Genomic DNA, 19308 nt, shown 5'->3' on the forward strand with positions numbered 1-19308 from the left:
ATGGCCCCGAACCCCACCCGGCCCGAGCGCCGCGACCTGCTGTCGCTGCGCGACCTGACCGACGACCAGGTCCGCCACCTGGTCCGCCGCGGCGTCGACTTCGCCGAGGGCCGCCCGGCCGACCCGGCCGTCGCCGGCGCCATCGTCGGCATCTACTTCCGCAAGACCTCCACCCGCACCCGGACCTCCTTCTCCGCCGCAGCGCTGCGCCTCGGCGCGCGGACCATCGCCTACGGCCCGGCCGACCTCCAGGAGAACACCGGCGAGAGCCCCGAGGACACCGCCCTGGTGCTGTCCGGGATGCTCGACTGCCTGGTGGCCCGCACCGCCGGCAGCGACCGGGAACTGCGCGTCTTCGCCGCCCACCCCGCGATGGGCGTGGTCAACGCGATGAGCGAGACCGAGCACCCCACCCAGGGCCTGGCCGACTGCACCATGCTGGTCCGCCGGTTCGGCCGGATGGACGGCCTGCGGCTGCTGTACGCCGGCGAGGGCAACAGCACCGCCACCGCGCTCGCCCTGAGCGTCAGCCGGTTCCCCGGCGTCCGGCTGGAGCTGCGCACCCCGGCCGGCTACGGGGTCGACCCGGACATCCTGGCCGAGGCCCAGGCGCACGCCAAGCGCAACGGCGGCGAGGTGGTCGAGCGCCACGACATGGCCGATCTGCCCGGGCAGCTGGACGCGGTCTACACGGCCCGCTGGCAGACCACCGGCTCCAGCAAGGCCGACCCCGACTGGCGCACCGGCTTCGAGCCGTTCCGGGTGGACGACGCGGTGCTGGCCGCCACCGGAGCCACCGTCTTCCTGCACGACCTGCCCGCCCACCGCGGCGAGGAGGTCACCGCCGAGGTCCTGGACGGCCCGCGGTCGATCGCCTTCGCGCAGGCCCACAACAAGCTGTTCGGCGCCATGGCCGCCCTGGAGTGGAGCCTCGGCGGGGGTGAGACCCGATGACGGCGCCCGCCCTCACCCGTCCCGCCGAGGACCTGCCCGACGCGCCCCCGCCGCTCGGCCGCAACCGCGACTACCGGATGCTGTGGACCGGCTCCGCCGTCTCCGCCCTGGGCAGCAGCATCAGCAGCCTCGCGTACCCGCTGCTGGTCCTGGCCGCCACCGGCTCGCCCACCAAGGCCGGCCTGGTCGGCTTCGCCAACACCCTGCCCAACCTGGCGCTGCCGCTGCACGCCGGGGTGCTGGTGGACCGCTTCGACCGCAAGAAGCTGCTGATCGTCTGCGACGCGGTCCGTGCGCTGTGCCTGGCCAGCGTCGGGGCCGCCCTGCTGCTGGGCCACTTCTGGCTCTGGCACGTCCTCACCGTCTGCCTGATCGAGGGCGCGTTCACCGTCCTGGCGGGCATCGCCGGCCAGGCGGCGATCCGCAACGTGGTCCGGCAGGAGGACCTGGACCGGGCCTTCGCCCGCAGCGAGGCCCGCGACCGCGCCGCGATGGTCTTCGGCAAGCCGCTCGGCGGGGTGCTGCTGGGGATGACCCGCAGCCTCCCGTTCCTGGCCGACGCCGCCAGCTACCTGGTGTCGCTGGCCGCCCTGCTGATGATCCGCCGGCCGTTCCAGGCCCGGCGCACCGAGCGGCCCGCCGAGGCCCGTCCCGGCGCGTGGACGGAGATCGGCGAGGGCGTCCGCTGGGTGCTGCGCCAGCCCTTCATCCGGGTCGCCTCGCTGCTGGTGGCCGGCAGCAACCTGCTCTTCCAGGCACTCTTCCTGGCCGTCATCGTGCTGCTGCACCAGGCGAACGCCTCCGGCACCGCCATCGGGTACGTGCTGGCCGCCGCGGGCATCGGCGGCGCCGCCGGATCGCTGTGCGCCACCTGGTTCCGCCGCCGGCTCCCGCTGGCCGCGGTGGTGATCGGCGCCAACTGGATCTGGGCGCTGCTGGTCCCGGTCATCGGCCTCACCCGCAGCCCGCTGGTGATCGGTGCCACGGTCGCCGGCCTGGCCTTCGTCGGGCCGGTGTGGAACGTCGCCGTCGAGGTCTACCGCCTGGTCAACACCCCCGACGAGCTGCAGGGCCGGACCACCTCCGCGGTGACCCTGGTCGCCTTCGGCGCCCTGCCGGTGGGCTCGCTCGCCGGCGGCCTGATGCTCGACCACCTCAGCGGCCGCACCACCGTGCTGTGGCTCGCCGCCTTCATGGTCCTGCTGGCCCTGGCCGCCACCGCCAGCAAGGCCGTCCGGACCGTGCCGGCCCCCGGCCGCGCCCGGCAGGAGGCCGCCGCATGACCCGCCCGCCGCACCTCGCACCCGTCGCCACCACCGGGACCACCGGGACCACCAGACCGGCCGGGACCACCGGACCGGCCGCCGCACCCGCCGAGACCGACCACGTCAAGGAGACCTCGATGCACGACCGCGCTCAGGACGGCATCGCCGTCATCGGTCTCGCCGGACGCTTCCCCGGCGCCATGAACGCCGACGAGTACTGGGCCAACCTGCTCGCCGTGAAGGACTGCGTGACCCGGCTGAGCGACGACGAGCTGATCGCGGCCGGCGCCAGTCCCGAGGACCTCGCCGACCCCGCGTACGTCAAGGCGGCCCCGCTGCTGCCCGCGATGACCGAGTTCGACGCCCCGCTGTTCGGCATGAGCGAGCGCGAGGCCCAGGCCCGCGACCCGCAGCAGCGCGTCTTCCTGGAGACCGCGTACACCGCCCTGGAGCACGCCGGCGTCGACCCCGGCGACACCCGCCACCGGATCGGCGTCTACGCCGGCGGCGCCACCAACCGCTACGCGGACCTCCACGTCCGCCGCAACGCGGAGGCCGTGCGCACCTACGGCGAGGTCGGCATCCAGACCACCAACCACAACGACTACATCTCCACCATCGTCTCCTACAAGCTCGGCCTGGACGGCCCGGCGATGACCGTGGCCACCGCCTGCTCCACCTCCCTGGTCGCCGTCCACCTGGCCTGCCAGGCCATCGCCGCCGGCGAGTGCGACGTCGCCATCGCCGGAGGGGTCGAGGTCGAGATGCCGTACGCCACCGGCTACCGCTGGGTGCCCGGCAGCATCTACTCCCCGGACGGCCTGTGCCGCTCCTACGACGCCGACGCGGGCGGCACCACCTTCGGCAGCGGCGTCGGCGCCGTGGTGCTCAAGCGGCTGGAGGACGCCGAGGCCGACGGCGACCGGATCCTCGCCGTACTGCGCGGCTCGGCCATCGGCAACGACGGCGACCGCAAGGCCGGGTTCACCGCGCCCAGCATCGAGGGCCAGCTGACCACCGTCGCCGAAGCCCTGGCCATGTCCGGCGTGGACCCGGCCACCATCGGCTACGTCGAGGGCCACGGCACCGCCACCCAGCTCGGCGACCCGATCGAGGTCGAGGCCCTCACCCGCGCCTTCCGCCGCCACACCGACCGGACCCAGTTCTGCACCCTCGGCTCGGTCAAGTCCAACATCGGCCACCTCGGCCCCGCCGCCGGCATCGCCGGACTGATCAAGGCCGTGTACGCGGTCGAGCGCGGCGTGATCCCGGGCACCGCGCACTTCCGCAGCCCCAACCCGCGGATCGACTTCGCCGCCACCCCGTTCCGGGTCACCGGCGAGACCCTGCCCTGGCCCGAGCAGGAGCACCCCCGCCGCGCCGCGGTCAGCTCCTTCGGCATCGGCGGCACCAACGCCCACCTGATCCTGGAGCAGGCCGCCCCCCGGCCCGCGCCCGAGCCGGTCGACGGCCCCGTCCTGCTCGCCCTCTCCGCCCGCACCCCCGCCGCCCTCGGCGAGAGCGCGGACCGCCTCGCCGCCCACCTGAGCACCTCCGGTGACGCCCTGTCGGACGTCGCGCACACCGTCACCACCGGCCGCCGCACCCTGCCGCACCGGCGCGCCGTGGTCGCCGCCGACCCCGAGGACGCGGTCGCCGCCCTGATCGCCGCGGCCGACACCGCGGCCGACACCGAGCCGGTCCGCTCCGAGCGCCCGGTCGCCTTCCTGCTCCCCGGCCAGGGCGCCCAGTATCCGGGCATGGCCCGCGAACTCCACCGCACCCAGCCCGGGTTCCGCGCCGCCCTCGACCACTGCCTGGGCGTGCTGCGCGGCGAGGTCGACGCCGACCTGCACCACCTCCTGCTGGACGCCCACCCGGACGACCAGGCCGCCGAGCAGCAGCTGCGCCGCACCGAGGTCACCCAGCCCGCGCTGTTCGCCGTCGAGTGGTCGATGGCCAAGCTGCTGGAGACCCTCGGCATCCGCCCCGCCGCCCTGCTCGGCCACAGCGTCGGCGAACTCGTCGCCGCCACCCTGGCCGGCGTCTTCGAACCGGACGACGCCCTGCGCCTGGTCGCCGCCCGCGGCCGGCTCGTCCAGGCCACCACCCCCGGCGCCATGCTCGCCGTCCCGCTGGCGCCCGAGCAGCTCGGCCCCTGGCTGGACGAGGTGGAGCTGGCCGTGGTCAACGGCGAGCGGGCCAGCGTGCTGGCCGGTACCGCCGACGCCATCGACCGGGTCGAGACCCGGCTGCACGCCCAGGGCCACCGCTGCACCCGGCTGCGCACCTCGCACGCCTTCCACTCCCGCCTGGTCACCCCGGCCGCCGCCGCGCTCGCCGAGGCCGTCGCCGCCACCCCGCGCAAGGCCCCCGCCGTCCGCCTGCTCTCCAACGTCACCGGCACCTGGATGACCGACCGGCAGGCCACCGACCCCGAGTACTGGGCGCAGCAGCTGCGCAGCACCGTCCGCTTCCACGAGGGCGTGCGGACCCTGCTCGCCGAGGAGGCCCTGCTGCTCGCCGAGGTCGGCCCCGGCCAGAGCCTCACCGCCCAGCTGCGCCGGCTGCCCGAGCTGCGCGGCCCGCGCCGCGCGGCCGTCCCGGTCGCCCCGCGCCGCGGCCAGGAGCAGGACACCACCCGCACCCTGCTCGCCGCCGCCGGCCGGCTGTGGGAGCTGGGCGCGCCGGTCGACCGGCACGCCGTGGACGCCGCCGTCACGGGCGGCCGGGCTCGGGTGGTGCCGCTGCCCGAGTACCCCTTCCAGCGCCGCTCGTACTGGATCGACCCGGACCCGGCACCGGTGGCCGCCGTCCAGTCCGCCCCCGTGGCGGAGGCCGCTCCCGCGTCGGAGGCCGCCCCGGTGGCGGTGGAGGACGACCGGCTGACCGTCCCCGGCTGGCGGCTGCTCCCGCCGGCCGTCCGCCGCAGCCACGGCCCCGCCGACCGCGCCTGGCTGGTCCTCTCCGACGGCCACCCGGCCGCCGCCATCCTGGCCCGGCTGCTCGGTGAGGCCGGCGCCCCGGTCACCAGCGCCGTCCTGACCGACCCGGTGGACGCCGACACCGTCCGCGCCCTGCTGCGGGAGGCCGTCGACGGCCACCAGCGGCCGCTGGAGATCGTCGGCTGCTGGTTCGCCGACACCGCCGACCTGACGGACCTCCAGCAGGCCGACCGGTGGCGGCGGACCGGCCTCACCCCGCTGATCCACCTGGTCCGCGCCGTCGCCGAGGTCTGCCCCGGCCGCCCGGTCCGGCTCACCGCCGCCGGCACCGGCATCTGGGACGTCTCCGGCACCGACCCGCTGGTGCCCGCCCGCGCCACCGCCGTCGGCCTGCTCTCGGCGGCCGGCAAGGAGTCCGAGACCCTGCGCACCCGCGTCCTCGACCTCCCCGCCCCGGACGGCGACACCGCGGTGGCCGCCCTGCTCGCCGAACTGGCCGACCAGGACGGCGAGGAGCAGCTGGTGCTGCGCGGCGGCCGCCGCTGGGTGCCGGCCCCGGTCGCGGTCCGGGAGCCCGAGGACGGCGGCTTCGCCGCGATGGTCCGCCCGCAGGGCACCTACCTGGTCACCGGCGGCCTCGGCGCACTCGGCCTGGTCGCCGCCCGCGAGCTGGCCTCCGTCGCCCCCGTCCGGCTGGCCCTGCTCGGCCGGCGCGGCCTGCCGCCGCGCGAGGACTGGGACCGGCTGCTCGCCGACCCCGCGACCGGCGCCGGCGTCCGCGACGCGCTGCGCACCATCGAGGAGCTGGAGAAGGGCGGCAGCACCGTCCTGGCGCTGTCCGCCGACGTCGCCGACCGCGACTCGATGACCGCCGCCGTGGAGCGGGTCCGGGCGGAGCTCGGCCCGATCCTCGGCGTGGTCCACTCCGCGGGCGTCGCGGGCGGCGGCATGCTGGCGCTGAAGGACCCGGAGACCGCCGGACGGGTCCTGGACCCCAAGGTCACCGGCACCCTGCTGCTCGACGAGCTCTGCCCCGACCTGGACTTCCTGGTCCTGTTCTCCTCCGTGGCGGCCGTCACCGGCGAGTTCGGCCTGTCCGACTACGCCGCCGCCAACGCCTTCCTGGACGCCTTCGCCCACCGGCGCTCGCGGCACGCCCGCACGCTGTCGATCAACTGGCCGTCCTGGGCCGAGGTCGGCATGGCGGTCGACAACAGCGGCTCCGCCTCCACCTCCTTCCGCGCCCTGCAGAGCGGCCGGAACGCCGGGGGCGGGACGACCGACGAGGCCGCCGCGGCGGCGATCCACCCCTTCCTGCACCGGCGCACCACCACGGCCGAGGGCGCGGTGGAGTTCGAGGCGGTCCTCGACGAGCGGCACTGGCCGCTGGACGAGCACCGGATCGGCGGCGCCGCGGTGCTGCCCGGCACCGCGTACGTCGAGATCGCCCGCGCCGCGGCCCTCGCGGCCGGCGAAGCCGGCGGCACCGGCCCGGTGGAGATCGGCGACCTGATGTTCACCACCCCCGTGGTGGTCGCCGGCACCCAGACCCTGCGGGTGCGGCTGACCCCGGACGGCCCGGGGTGGCGGTTCGCCGTCACCACCCCGGGCGCCGACGGCGCCGAGCGCAGCCACGCCACCGGCACCGCCCGGGTCCGCACCGACGCCGGGGCACCCGGCCGCCTCACCCCCGCCGAGGTCCTGGCCCGCTGCCCGCGGCGCGAGGAGACCCCCGCGTACGACGCCAGCGAGGGCCTGGTGACCGGCGGACCCCGCTGGCGCAACGTGGTCGCCGTCCACGAGGGCGAGGGGGAGTCGCTGGTGGAGGTCCGGCTGCCCGCCGGGTACGCCGCCGACCTGGGCGAGTTCGGGCTGCACCCGGCCCTGCTGGACGGTGGCACGGCGTTCGCCGTCCGCACCGGCGACACCCGGGCGCTGCCGTTCTGCTACCGCCGGGTCCTGGTGCACGCGCCGCTGCCGGAGCACTTCTACGCCCATGTGCGCACCGCCCCGGGCGACGGGCCGCGGATGCTGGTCCGCGACATCACCCTGATCGACCCGGACGGCGGGGTGCGGGTGGAGATCCAGGGCTTCGGGATGCGGGTCGTGGACGCCGGGCTGGTCCGCAGCGCCACCGCCCAGGCGGCCAAGGCCGCGCCGGCGGCCGCCCCCGCCCGTCCCGCCACACCGGTGGCCCCGCCCGCGCCGCGGGTGGAGGACCGGCCGCGGGTGGAGAACGCGCTGACCACCGAGCACGGCGCCCGGCTGTTCCGCGCCCTGCTCGGCACCGACCTCGGCCCGCAGGTCGTGGTCACCACCGAGGGCCTGTCCCGCAAGCTGGCCAGGGCCCGCTCGGTGACCGCGGCCGCCATCGCCGCCACCCGCCGTACCACCGCCGCATCCGCCCCTGCCGCCGCCGTTTCCGCTGCCTCCGCCGCGCCGGCCGAGGTTTCGGTGGCACCCGTCGCGTCCCGCACCAAGGACGAGTTGCTGGTGCTGTGGCGTGAGGTGCTGGGTGGGGAGGTCGGGGAGGACGAGGACTTCTTCGACGCCGGCGGTGACAGCCTGGTGGCGGTGCAGTTGGCCTCGCGGGTGCGGGGTGAGCTGGGCGTGGAGCTGCCGATCTCGGCGCTGTTCGACCACCCGACGGTGGCCGAACTGGCCGTGCTGGTGGACGAGATGCGTGGCGCTGCTTCTGCTCCGGCCGTGGAGGTCCTGTCCGGTACCAAGGACGAGTTGCTGGTGCTGTGGCGTGAGGTGCTGGGTGGGGAGGTCGGGGAGGACGAGGACTTCTTCGACGCCGGCGGTGACAGCCTGGTGGCGGTGCAGTTGGCCTCGCGGGTGCGGGGTGAGCTGGGCGTGGAGCTGCCGATCTCGGCGCTGTTCGACCACCCGACGGTGGCCGAACTGGCCGTGCTGGTGGACGAGATGCGCGGCGGTACTCCTGCTCCGGCCGTGGAGGTCCTGTCCGGTACCAAGGACGAGTTGCTGGTGCTGTGGCGTGAGGTGCTGGGTGGGGAGGTCGGGGAGGACGAGGACTTCTTCGACGCCGGCGGTGACAGCCTGGTGGCCGTCCAGCTGGCCTCGCGGGTGCGGGGTGAGCTGGGCGTGGAGCTGCCGATCTCGGCGCTCTTCGACCACCCCACCGTCACCGAACTGGCCGTCCTGGTCGACGAGATGAAGGTGGCGGCCCGATGAGTACCCCGACCCTCCTCAGGCAGGCCGCCCCCGCGGCCCTCGCCGAGCACCAACTGGCACTCACCGGAGGCGAGTTCGCCCTCTGGCGGACCTGCTCCCTGCGCGGCGCCGGGATGCCCGTCGACTGGATCGACGCCCTCGCCGACGACGCGCTCTGGCAGCGGACCCTGACCCACCTCGCGGCCGCCGCCGAGGCCGCCGCCGCCCCGCAGCCCGCCCCCGGCCGGGCCGGCAAGGCCGACCGCGCCGCCGCCCGCCAGGCGCAGCAGCAGCGCGAGACCGCCTACCGCGCCGACTTCGCCGAGGCCGTGCTCCGTCAGGCCGCCGCCGTCCAGGAGTTCGCCCGCTGGCCGCTGGTCCGCGAGGCGGTCGCCTGGCAGAACCCCCGCTTCGCGGGCGACGCCCTGGAGTCCTTCTGCCGGGCCGCCGACCCGGGCGGCCGCAACAGCCGCTGGCGGCAGCGCGAGAAGACCGTCGTCGGCTACCTGCAGCGGTACTGCACCAAGAACGACACCATCGGCTTCTTCGGCCCTGTCGGCTGGGCCGACCTGAGCGAGGACGAGGCGCCGCTCACCGTCGACCCCGGACGGGGGCTGCTCGCCGAGCGCACCGTCTACTGGGAGAGCTGGGGCATCGACCTGCTCGGCGAGGCGCTGACGGAGCGCCACGGCCTGCGCGCCGAGGTGGCGCCGCGCCGCAACCCCAGCGTCCACGTGGACGGCGACACCGTGCGGCGCCCGTACCGCAAGGCGCTGGTGCTGCCGCCCGCGCAGGCCGCCGTGGTGCGGGCCTGCGACGGCCGCGCCTCGGCCCGCGAGATCGCCGAGGAGCTGACCTGGCTCGGCGCACCCGGCCTGGCCACCGCGCAGGACGTGTACGCGGCGCTGGAGCGCCTGGTCCGGCAGGGTGTGCTCACCTGGGACCTCGACGTCCCGTTCGGGCGCGACCCGGCGGCGGGGCTGCGCGCCATGCTCGCCCGGATGCCCCAGGCACCCGGGCGGGACGCCGCGCTCGCCGAACTCGCCGAGGTGGAGCGGCTGCGCGGCCGGGTGGCGGAGGCCGGCGGCGACCCGGTCGCGGTACTGGCCGCGCTCACCGACCTGGCCCGGGACTTCACCGAGCGCACCGGCCAGGTGGCCTCGCGCCGGGCGGGGGAGAGCGGCGCCGGACGCACCCTGCTGTTCGAGGACGCCAGGCGGGCCGCCACGGCCCGCCTCGGCGGCGGCCTGCTGGAGGACATCGGGCCCGCCCTGGACCAGGTGCTGCGCTCGGCCCGCTGGTTCACCTCCGCGGTGGCCGACGGCTACCGGGCCGAGCTGGACGCCCTCTACGACCAGGCGGTCCGGGACACCGGCAACCCGTCCGTCCCGCTGCCCACCCTCACCTTCCTGCTCGGCCCGCGCCTGGTCGGCGACGGCGCCAAGCCCACCGACGAACTGGCCGACGACCTGCGCGCCCGCTGGGACCGGGTGCTCGGGCACCCGGCCGAGGGCTCCCGGGTCCAGCTGGCCTCGGCCGACCTGGCCGCCGCGGTGGCCGAGGAGTTCGCCTGCGACGCCCCCGGCTGGACGGCCGCCCGCTACCACAGCCCGGACCTGCTGATCGCCGCCCCCGACGCGGCCTCCGCCCGGCCCGGCGAGACCCTGGTGGTGCTCGGCGAACTGCACACCGCGCTCAACACCCTGGAGGGCCGGCTCTTCGTCGAGCAGCACCCCGACCCGGCCTCCCTCTGGGACATGGTGCGCGCCGACGGCGTGCTGCCGCGGATCGTCCCGATGCTGCCCAAGAGCTGGCGGGCCGTCGGCTCGCGCACCTACCCGCCGCTCACCATGCTGCTGCCCGAGTACACCTACTGGTCGCCCGGCCAGGACAGCGGCGGGGCGCCCGGCGAGGTGCTGCCCGCCGCCGGCCTGACCGTGCACCGCGAGGACGGCCGGCTGCAGGTCACCGGACCCGGCGGTTTCCGCGCCGACCTGATCGAGGTGCTGGGCGAGCTGATCTCCATGGTCACCGTCACCCGCTTCGGCATCCTGCCGACCCGCGACCACACCCCCCGGGTCACCGTGGACCGCCTGGTCCTGGCCCGGGAGACCTGGCGGCCCACCGCCGGAGAACTGCTCGTCGGCGCCAAGGCCGACGAGGCCACCGAGTACCTGGAGACCGTCCGCTGGCTCACCGAGCACGGCGTCCCGCGCCGGTTCTTCCTGGTCGCGCCGGTCGAGGCGAAGCCCACCTACATCGACACCCGAAGCCCGCTGCTGGTCCAGCTGCTCGCCCGCACCGTCCGCCGCACCGTCGAGGAGTACGGCCCGGACACCCGGATCACCGTCTCCGAGATGCTGCCCGACGGCGACGACTGCTGGCTGCGCGACGACCAGGGCCGGCGGTACGTCAGCGAGCTGCGCGTCGTCGCCGTCGACCGGCGCCTGCCCGAGGCCACCCGCAACGAAGGAGAGCAGGAGAGTTGAGCACCGCGACCATTCCGCCGCGGACCGCCGCCCCGCAGCCCGCCGCCACCCCGCGGGCCACCCGGGCCGGGGCCGCCACCCTGCACGGCCTGGTGGCCGAGCAGGCCCGGCGCACCCCCGACGCGCCCGCGCTGATCCCCGCCCGCCCCGAGGACGGCGAACCCACCCTCAGCTACGCCGAACTGGACGCCCTCGCCGACCACCGCGCGGCCCGGCTGGTGGCCGCCGGGGTCCGCCCCGGCGACATCGTCGCCCTCTGCCTGCCCCGCGGCGTCGAACTGCTCGGCTGCCTGCTGGCCGTGCTCAAGGCCGGCGGCGCCTACGTCGCCGTCGAACCCGACCACCCCGCCGACCGGCTGCGCGGCATGCTCGCCGACGCCGGCGTCCGGACGGTCCTGGCCGCACCCGCCGACCGGCCCCGGCTGCACGCCGCCGGCGTCCTGCCCGCGGACGCCGACATCCTCACCCCCGCGCAGCTGGACGCGCCCGGACCGCTCTCCCCGCTGCCCGCCCTCCTCCCCGAGGACGCCGCCTACGCCATCTTCACCTCCGGCTCCACCGGCCGCCCCAAGGGCCTGACCGTCAGCCACCGCGCCATCGTCGACCGGGTCCGCTGGCTGCGCGAGCACACCCCGCTGGACACCGGCGACCGGGTGCTGCAGAAGACCTCGTACAGCTTCGACGTGTCGGTCGGCGAGATCTTCTGGCCGCTCGCCTGCGGCGCCGCCCTCGTGGTGCTGGAGAGCGGCGCCCACCGTGACCCCGCCCGGATCGCCGAGGCCGTCCGCGACCACCGGGTCACCGTCCTGCACTTCGTCCCCTCCATGCTGGAGGTGTTCCTGCTCGAACCCGCCACCGCCCAACTCCCGCCGCTGCGCTACCTGATGATCGCCGGCGAGGCCCTGCCCGACCACCTGGTCACCGCCGCCCGCCGGATCCTCGACACCCGCCTGCTCAACCTCTACGGGCCCTCCGAGGCCACCGTCTACGCCACCGCCTGGACCTGCCCCGACCGGCAGCCGTACGGGAAGGTGTCCATCGGCACCGTCCTCGGCGAGGTCACCGCCGCCGTCCTCGACGCCCACGGCGACCCCCTCCCGCCCGGCACCCCCGGCGAACTCCACCTGGGCGGCCGCGGCCTGGCCCACGGCTACCTCGGCCGCCCCGAACTCACCGCCGACATGTTCGTCCCCGACCCCGAAGGACCACCCGGCAGCCGCCGCTACCGCACCGGCGACCTCGCCGCCATGGACATCGACGGCGTGATCGACTACCACGGCCGGATCGACCACCAGGTGAAGATCCGCGGCTTCCGGATCGAACTCGGCGAGGTCACCGCCGCCCTCCTCGACCGGCTCCCGATCGCCCAGGCCGCCGTCCTGCCCCACGGCACCGAGGAACTCATCGCCTACCTCGTCCCCCGGCCCCACGCCACCGCCCCCGACCCCGAGCAGGCCCGCGCCGCCGTCGCCCCGCTGCTGCCCGACTACATGCTGCCCAGCCGCTGGTACGTCCTCGACGCCCTCCCGCTCACCCCCAACGGCAAGCTCGACCGCGCCGCCCTGCCCAAGCCGGCCGCCGCCGACCACACCGCCGCCCCGGCCCACGCCGACACGCTCACCGCCCTGTGGTGCCGCGCCATCGGCCCCGCCGACGACCCCGACGCCGACGCCTTCGCCCTCGGCGCCAGCTCCCTGGCCGTCGCCCGCCTGCTCGCCTCCGTCCGCGCCGAACTCGGCATCGACCTCCGCTACGACGTCTTCGCCGCCCACCCCACCCTCCGCACCCTCACCGAGGCCGCCGCCACCGCCCCGACCACGCCCGCCGAGACCGGCATCCCCAGCGACCTGCGCCCCGACCCGGCCCGCGCCCCGCTCCACCCCGGCCAGCGCCGGCTGTGGCTGCTCGACCAACTGCGCCCGCTCGGCCCCGGCTACAACGTCCTCGCCCTCCGCCGCCTGCGCGGCCCCCTCGACCCGGACGCCCTGGACGCCGCCTTCCGCGACGTCGTCGACCGCCACCAGGCGCTGCGCACCACCATCCGCACCGAGAACGGCATCCCCTACCAGCACATCGCCCCGCACGCCACCACCGGACTCACCGTCACCACCCTGCCCTCCGACCACCCGGACGCCGTCCGCGCCTGGGCCGACGACCTCGCCGCCCGCGACCTGGACATCACCCACGGCCCCGCCCACCTCGCCCACCTCGCCCGGCAGGCCGAGGACGACCACTGGCTGCTGCTCTCCCTGCACCACCTGGTCGCCGACGGCTGGTCCCTGGAGATCCTGCTCCGCGACCTCGGCGCCTGCTACCGCGCCCGCACCGGCCGCACCCTGCCCCCGCCGCCGCCGGACGCCCAGTACGGCGACATCGCCGCCTGGGCCGAGCAGCAGGCCCGGGGAGCCCGCCACGCCGAGGCCCTCGACCACTGGCGCACCCACCTCGCCGACGCACCCACCACCCTGGACCTGCCCTGGCAGGGCACCCCCGGCCAGCCGCGCGGCACCGCCCTGCGGCACAGCCGCACCCTGCCGCCCGAGCTCACCGAACGGCTCCGCGCCGCCGCCCGCGAGGAACGCGTCACCCCCGCCTCCCTCGCCCTCGCCGCCTACGCCGTCACCCTCTCCCGCTGGTCCGGCAGCGAGGACCTGCTGATCGGCACCCCCCTCGCCGGCCGCGACCACCCCGCCCTCGCCGACGCCGTCGGCTTCTTCAACCAGACCGTCGTCCTGCGGATGCGACTCGCCGGCCTCGCCTCCGGACGCGCCGCCCTCCGCGCCGCGGCCGGCGAACTCGCCCGCGCCACCGCCCACCAGGAGGCCTCCTTCGACGAGGTGGTGGCCGCCCTCGGCGCCCCCCGCGACCCCGGCGGCAACCCGCTGTTCCAGGCCTGGTTCAACGTCCTCAACTACCGGGAACAGCGCCTCGACCTGCCCGGCGTCCGGACCGAACCGCACCCCGCGCCGCTGCCCGGCGTCCTGTTCGACCTCGGCCTGTACGTCGTCGACCAGGGCGGCGACGTCACCGTGGAACTCGTCCACGACCAGGCCCGCCTCACCGGCACCGACGGCGCGCTCATCCACCGCCACGTCCTCGACCTGCTGGAACGGATCGCCACCGACCCCGCCGCACCGCTCGCCGACCCCGCCACCCGGCCCGCCGCCCGCCGCCGTCCACTCCCGGCCCCGGCCGCCCCGCTGGCCGCACGGATCGCCGAACACGCCGACCGCACCCCCGACCGCCCCGCCGTCCACGGCCCCGACGGCAGCCTCGACCACCGGACCCTGACCGCCCGCGCCGAAGCCCTCGCCGAGGTCCTGCGCGCCCACGGCGCCGGCCCGCACACCGCCGTCGCCGTCCACGGAGTCCCCGGGACCGGCTTCCCCGTCGCCCTGCTCGCGGTCCGCCGCACCGGCGCCGCCGTGGTCGTCCTCGACCCCGCCCACCCGGACCGTTGGCGCACCGCCCAGCAGGAACGGGTCCGCCCGGTCGCCCTGGTCACCCCCGTCCCCGGCCGCCCCGGCGAGCTGATGGCCGAATCCACCCCCTGGACCGGCACCGACCCGCGGCTGCCCGACCACGGCGCCCCGCCCGCCTACGTCTCCTTCACCTCCGGCACCACCGCCACGCCGCGCCCGGTCCTCGGCGCCGAACCACCCGTCACCGCCTTCCTCGACTGGTACACCCGGACCTACGACCTCACCGCCGACGACCGGTTCTGCCTGCTCTCCGGATACGGCCACGACCCCGCCTGGCGCGACCTGTGGACCCCGCTCTGGCTCGGCGCGTCCCTGCACATCCCGGCGGCCGAGGTCCGCGCCGAACCGCAGGCCATGCTCCACTGGCTGCGCACCGAACGCGTCACCGTGCTCCACCTCACCCCGGTCACCGCCCAACTGCTCACCGCCGCCGCCCGGGACACCGCCGACACCCTCGACGCCGTCCGCCTGGTCTGCTTCGCCGGCGACGCCCTGCCCTGGTCCACCGTCGCCGCCCTGCGCCGGCTCGCGCCCCACGCCCGCACCGTCAACTTCTACGGTGTCACCGAGACCCCGCAGGCCGCCACCGCCCACGAGATCGGCGCCATCCCCGACCGCGACGGCACCGTCCCCGTCGGCACCACCGGCGCCGCCTCCGAACTGGTACTCCGCCGCCCCGACGGCAGCTGGGCCGAAGCCGGCGAACGGGCCGAGATCTGGGTACGCTGCGCCCTGCCCACGCTCGGCTACCTCCACGACCCCGACACCACCGCCGCCCGCTACCTGCCCGACCCGTGGGGCGAGCCGGGCACCCGGCTGGTCCGCACCGGGGACTTCGGCCGGCTCCGCCCCGACGGCACCGTCCAGGTGGAGGGCCGGATCGACGCCCAGGTCAAGGTCCGGGGCAACCGGGTCGACCCGCGCCAGCTGGAGGCCTGCCTGCGCGCCCTGCCCGGCGTCGCCCACGCGCTCGCCACCGCCGCCACCGTGCAGGGCGGCACCCGGCTGGTCGCGGCCGTCGTCCCCGCGCCGGGCGCGGCCGGCGACCAGGTCACCACGGCCTCCGTCCGGGCCCTGGTCCGGGCGGTCCTGCCGGGACCGCTCGTCCCCGAGACCGTCCTCGTGCTGCCCGCGCTGCCGGTCACCGCCAACGGCAAGGCCGACCTGGCCGCCGTCCGGGCCCTCGCCGTGGCCGAGGCCGACCGGCCCGCCGCCCCTGCCCCGGACCGGCCCGCCGGCGGACCCGTCGGCTCGGGCAGCGCGGCGGCCGTGCGCCGGCTGTGGGAGGAGGTGCTCGGCGTCGCCGGCTTCGGCGACGACGCCAACTTCTTCGACCTCGGCGGTACCTCGCTGACCGTCCTCCAGGTGCACGGCCGGCTCGCCGAACTGACCCCGCGCCGGATCCCCGCCGTGGCGTTGTTCCAGTACTCCACGGTCCGGGCGCTGGCGGCCTTCCTCGACGAGGGCGCCGAGCAGGTGGACGGCGACCGGGTCCGGGAGCGCACCGGCTGGGCCTCCCGCGACGCGGCCCTCCGCCGCCGCGCCGCCCGCCGCCTCTAGGGCCTGTCCGACACTCGGGAAGGAAGCCGTTCAGCCATGTACGTCGAGACCGCGCCACCCGTCCGGGCCGCCCGGTGGTTCCCGTACGGGCCGCCGCGGCCGGGACACGGCATCCCGCTCTTCTGCCTGCCCTACGCGGGCGGCGGGGCGCGGATGTTCCGCGAGTGGACCCGCCGGCCCGAGGCCGGAGCGTTCCAGCCGGTCCCCGTCCAGCTCCCCGGCCGCGAGGACCGGTACGCCGAGCCCCCCGCCGTCCGGATGCCCGAGCTGGTGGCGGAACTCGCCCGCGAGATCGCGCCCTTCACGGACGGCGGGTACGCGCTGTTCGGGCACAGCATGGGCGCCACCCTCGCCTACGAACTCGCCGGCGCCCTGGTCGCGGCCGGGGCCGCACCACCGCCGGTCACCCTCTTCGTCTCCGCCGCCTGCGCCCCGCACCTGCGGCGGATCCGGCCGGACATGCACCTGCTGCCCGAGGAGGAGTTCGCCGCCACCATCCGCCGGCTGGGCGGGACCCCGTCCGGCCTCCTCGACGCCCCCGGCTTCGCGGCGCACTACCTGCCGCTGCTGCGGGCCGACCTGGAACTGGTGGCCAGCCACCAGCGCACCGTCCCGGACCGGGTGCTGCCCCGGATCAGCGCCTTCGGCGGCGCCGAGGACCGCGCCGTGGAGCCCGCCGCCGTCCTGGAGTGGCGACGGTACGCGGCGCAGCGTTTCCACAGCCGCATCCTGCCCGGCGCGCACTTCTTCCTCCACGACCAGCGGACCGCCGTCCTGGACGCGATCCGCCGGGACCTGGGCGACGCCACCGAGCCGGACGGAGGAACCTGCTGACACCGGGCGTCCGGGCCCTCGGGACCGGACGCCCCGCCCAGTCGGTCGGTCTTGCACCGACCGCGTGCTCACGCGGAGAAGCAGCAGCTCAGCGAGGCCCCGTCGCCCTGACTCACCACGGCGCCCGGAGCGTCGGCGCGCAGGCCGCGGACCTGCACCCCGCCGAAGGCGTCCCCGACCAGGAAGACACCCCAGTTGAGCACCCACGGCTCCAACGCGCCGGTCTCCTCGGACCGGAAGAGCTCCGGCGCCGGCACCACCCGCCGCTGCACCACGTACGGGCCGCCGAGCGCGGCCGTCACCCGCTCGCGCCACTCCCGTTCGGGGACGGTCCAGCCGGGCAGCACCCCGATGCCGCCGTGCATCCAGCTGGGCTTGAGCACCAGGTCCTCCCGGTGAGCCAGGCAGTGGTCGAGCGGGTCGACCTCCTCGCCGTCGACCAGGAGCTTTCCGGCATCCATGGACCCGGTCCACGGCAGCACCCGGTCCACCAGCGCCCGCTCCTCCTCCGAGAGGACGGCCCGGTGCCGCTGGTCGCTGAGCACCGCCAGCGCGGACTTGCCGCACAGCGCCTCGACGTCCAGCGGCAGCATCATCAGCACCTCGTCCGCCTCCTGGGCCCGGAACACCTCCTCGAAGGCCGCCGCGTCGCTCTCCGAGACCAGCTCCTCCAGAAGGAACATCCGGTGCACCACGTCCACCCGGAGGCCGTCCAGCCACAGCCCGCCGTCGCGGCGGCGCAGCCGGCCGGCGTCGGCGGCGCGGGCGGTGAAGCCGCGCTCGGCGTACATCATGGCCACGAACTCGCTGCTCGCCGGGTCCGCGTCGTACCCGGCGGGGGAGTCGACCACGGCGACCACCGGCAGTGTCCCGGCGTGGCCGCGGCGCTCGCAGCAGGCCCGGACCTCGTCGGCGAGCAGGGACATGGTGTCCAGGCAGCGCAGCCCCCGGGCGTCCACGAACGCGCGGACCGCCGGGTCGGCCAGGTGCAGCCTGGCCTGCCAGGAGATGCCGACGCCGCCGAGCGCGGAGGTGGCGTTCATCTCCAGGACCCGGAACCCGTCCTCGGTCCAGTAGACGTCCGGCCGGGCGAGCCTCGGCGTACCGGGCCTGGCGGTGCGGCGGGCGGCCTCGATCTGCGGGCCGGTCAGTCCGAGCAGGGCGCCGTAGCGGGTCAGGTCACCGCCGGTCAGCCGCTCGGGCAGCGCCATCAGCAGGTCGTACAGGGCCGCGATGTCCCGGTGCAGCCGCTCGACCTGGCCGGCGTCCAGGAACACCGGACGGGTCAGCCGCGGCGCCGCCCGTCTGGCCCGGGCCACGGGCCGGTCGCGGCGGGGTGTGCCGGCCCGGCGGAGGGGCAGGCGCAGGAAGTCCTCGGTGATCGTGTTCATCGGGAAGGCACCTCAACAGGTCGGGGTCCGGGCGTGGCCCGGCGGCGCGGTGTAAGGCGGCGCGGGGTGCGGCGGTTCGGGGCGGGCGGTGCCCACCGGTCAGGACGCCAGCACGGTCAGCGGGGCCCGGCAGCCGGAGCAGGAGCCCGCCTCCCCGTGCGGCGCGGTCCCGGGGCCGTGGGGCTGCGTCGTCGCGGTGGCGCTCAGCGGGCCGGTGCCGTGCGTGCCGGCCCCCGGCGTCGCGGCCCCGACCGTCACGGCGGCGACCGGCACGGCCGCGACCGCCCCGGTGCCGTACGGGCGGCCGGAACCGGCCAGGACCAGGCCGCCGTCGGCCGCCAGCAGCCGCTGGAACAGCGCCTGCAACTCGGAGCCCGGCTGTACGCCCAGCTCACGGACCATCAGGGAGTGCGCCTCGCGGTACTGCTGCAGCGCCTCCGCCTTGCGGCCGGAGTCGTTCAGGGCCCGCATCAGCAGCGCCCGCAGCCGCTCCCGCAGCGGGTGGCGGCTCACCAGCGAGGCCAGGGTGCCGACCAGGGCGGCGTGGCGGCCGAGGCCGAGTTCGGCCTCCAGCATCTCCTCGGTGATCGCGAGTCGCTCCTCGTCCAGCCGGGCGGCCTCGATCGCCAGGCCCGGCACCCCGCTCAGCGCGGGCCCGCGCCACAGGTCGAGGGCGGCCCGGAAGGAGGCGACGGCCTGTTCCGGCCGTCCCTGGGCGAGCAGGGCGCGGGCGGTGTCCACCCGGCCGCGGTGGACGGCGAGGTCCACCCGCTCCGGCGCGACCTCGATGGCGTAGCCGGGGTGCCGGCTGACGATCCGGTCGGCCAGCAGCTTGCGGCGCAGCGTGGAGACGCAGGTCTGCACCTGGGCGCGCGCGGTCTCCGGTGCGTCGTCGTTCCAGATCACCTCGGTCAGCCGGTCGACCGACACGACCCGGCCCGCCTCCAGCAGCAGTGCGGCCAGCGCGGCCTGCTGGCGTCGGCCGCCGAGGGCGACCACCCGCCCCGCGGTGGATACCTCGACCGGGCCCAGCAGTTGAAAGTCCATGGCGGAACACCTTCGGTGGGAGTGGGAATCGAGTGCCGGGCGAGCGTGGCCCGAGCCGGTCCCCATGGGACACCACATCCGAGAGGCGCGGATAGAGGGAACGCCTGGACGCTTGATGCAGCTGGCATAACCCGTCCAGACCGGATCCGGCCGCGGGAATCCCC

The 19308-nt window shown here is 76.4% G+C and carries 8 protein-coding genes; 6 read left to right on the plus strand and 2 right to left on the minus strand.

Going from position 1 to position 19308, the window contains the following annotated elements:
- Genes ABWK59_RS32085 through ABWK59_RS32110 form a run of 6 tightly spaced genes read left to right on the plus strand, consistent with a single transcriptional unit; the run spans nt 1 to nt 16706 of the window.
- On the plus strand, nt 1-954 hold the full coding sequence (locus tag ABWK59_RS32085) for an ornithine carbamoyltransferase (RefSeq protein WP_354644172.1): 954 nt from the start codon (nt 1-3) through the stop codon (nt 952-954).
- Entirely contained in the window at nt 951-2237 is a 1287-nt protein-coding gene (locus ABWK59_RS32090) for an MFS transporter (RefSeq protein ID WP_354644173.1), read from the plus strand. The genes ABWK59_RS32085 and ABWK59_RS32090 overlap by 4 nt, the downstream gene beginning before the upstream one ends.
- Complete coding sequence (locus tag ABWK59_RS32095; protein WP_354644174.1) at nt 2234-8362, plus strand: type I polyketide synthase; 6129 nt, start codon at nt 2234-2236, stop codon at nt 8360-8362. Before ABWK59_RS32090 ends, ABWK59_RS32095 begins: the two co-directional genes overlap by 4 nt.
- Nucleotides 8359-10830 (plus strand): lantibiotic dehydratase, encoded by a 2472-nt coding sequence (locus tag ABWK59_RS32100; protein WP_354644175.1) that lies wholly within the window; start codon nt 8359-8361, stop codon nt 10828-10830. The genes ABWK59_RS32095 and ABWK59_RS32100 overlap by 4 nt, the downstream gene beginning before the upstream one ends.
- Nucleotides 10827-15872: an amino acid adenylation domain-containing protein gene (locus ABWK59_RS32105; RefSeq protein ID WP_354644176.1), complete on the plus strand. Its 5046-nt coding sequence runs from the start codon at nt 10827-10829 to the stop codon at nt 15870-15872. The genes ABWK59_RS32100 and ABWK59_RS32105 overlap by 4 nt, the downstream gene beginning before the upstream one ends.
- 36 nt (nt 15873-15908) lie before the next feature.
- Nucleotides 15909-16706 carry a thioesterase II family protein gene (locus ABWK59_RS32110; RefSeq protein WP_354644177.1) on the plus strand — a complete coding sequence of 266 codons (798 nt, stop codon included), beginning with the start codon at nt 15909-15911 and terminating at the stop codon, nt 16704-16706.
- 68 nt (nt 16707-16774) lie between these two features.
- On the opposite strand, the gene ABWK59_RS32115 is transcribed toward ABWK59_RS32110, so the two are convergent.
- Nucleotides 16775-18097, minus strand: a complete 1323-nt coding sequence (locus ABWK59_RS32115; protein ID WP_354644178.1) for a hypothetical protein — start codon at nt 18095-18097, stop codon at nt 16775-16777.
- A 99-nt stretch (nt 18098-18196) separates the two neighbouring features.
- Entirely contained in the window at nt 18197-19144 is a 948-nt protein-coding gene (locus tag ABWK59_RS32120; RefSeq protein ID WP_354644179.1) for an AfsR/SARP family transcriptional regulator, read from the minus strand.
- Nucleotides 19145-19308 lie beyond the last annotated feature (164 nt).

Source organism: Kitasatospora sp. HUAS MG31 (assembly GCF_040571325.1).
Taxonomy (GTDB): domain Bacteria; phylum Actinomycetota; class Actinomycetes; order Streptomycetales; family Streptomycetaceae; genus Kitasatospora; species Kitasatospora camelliae.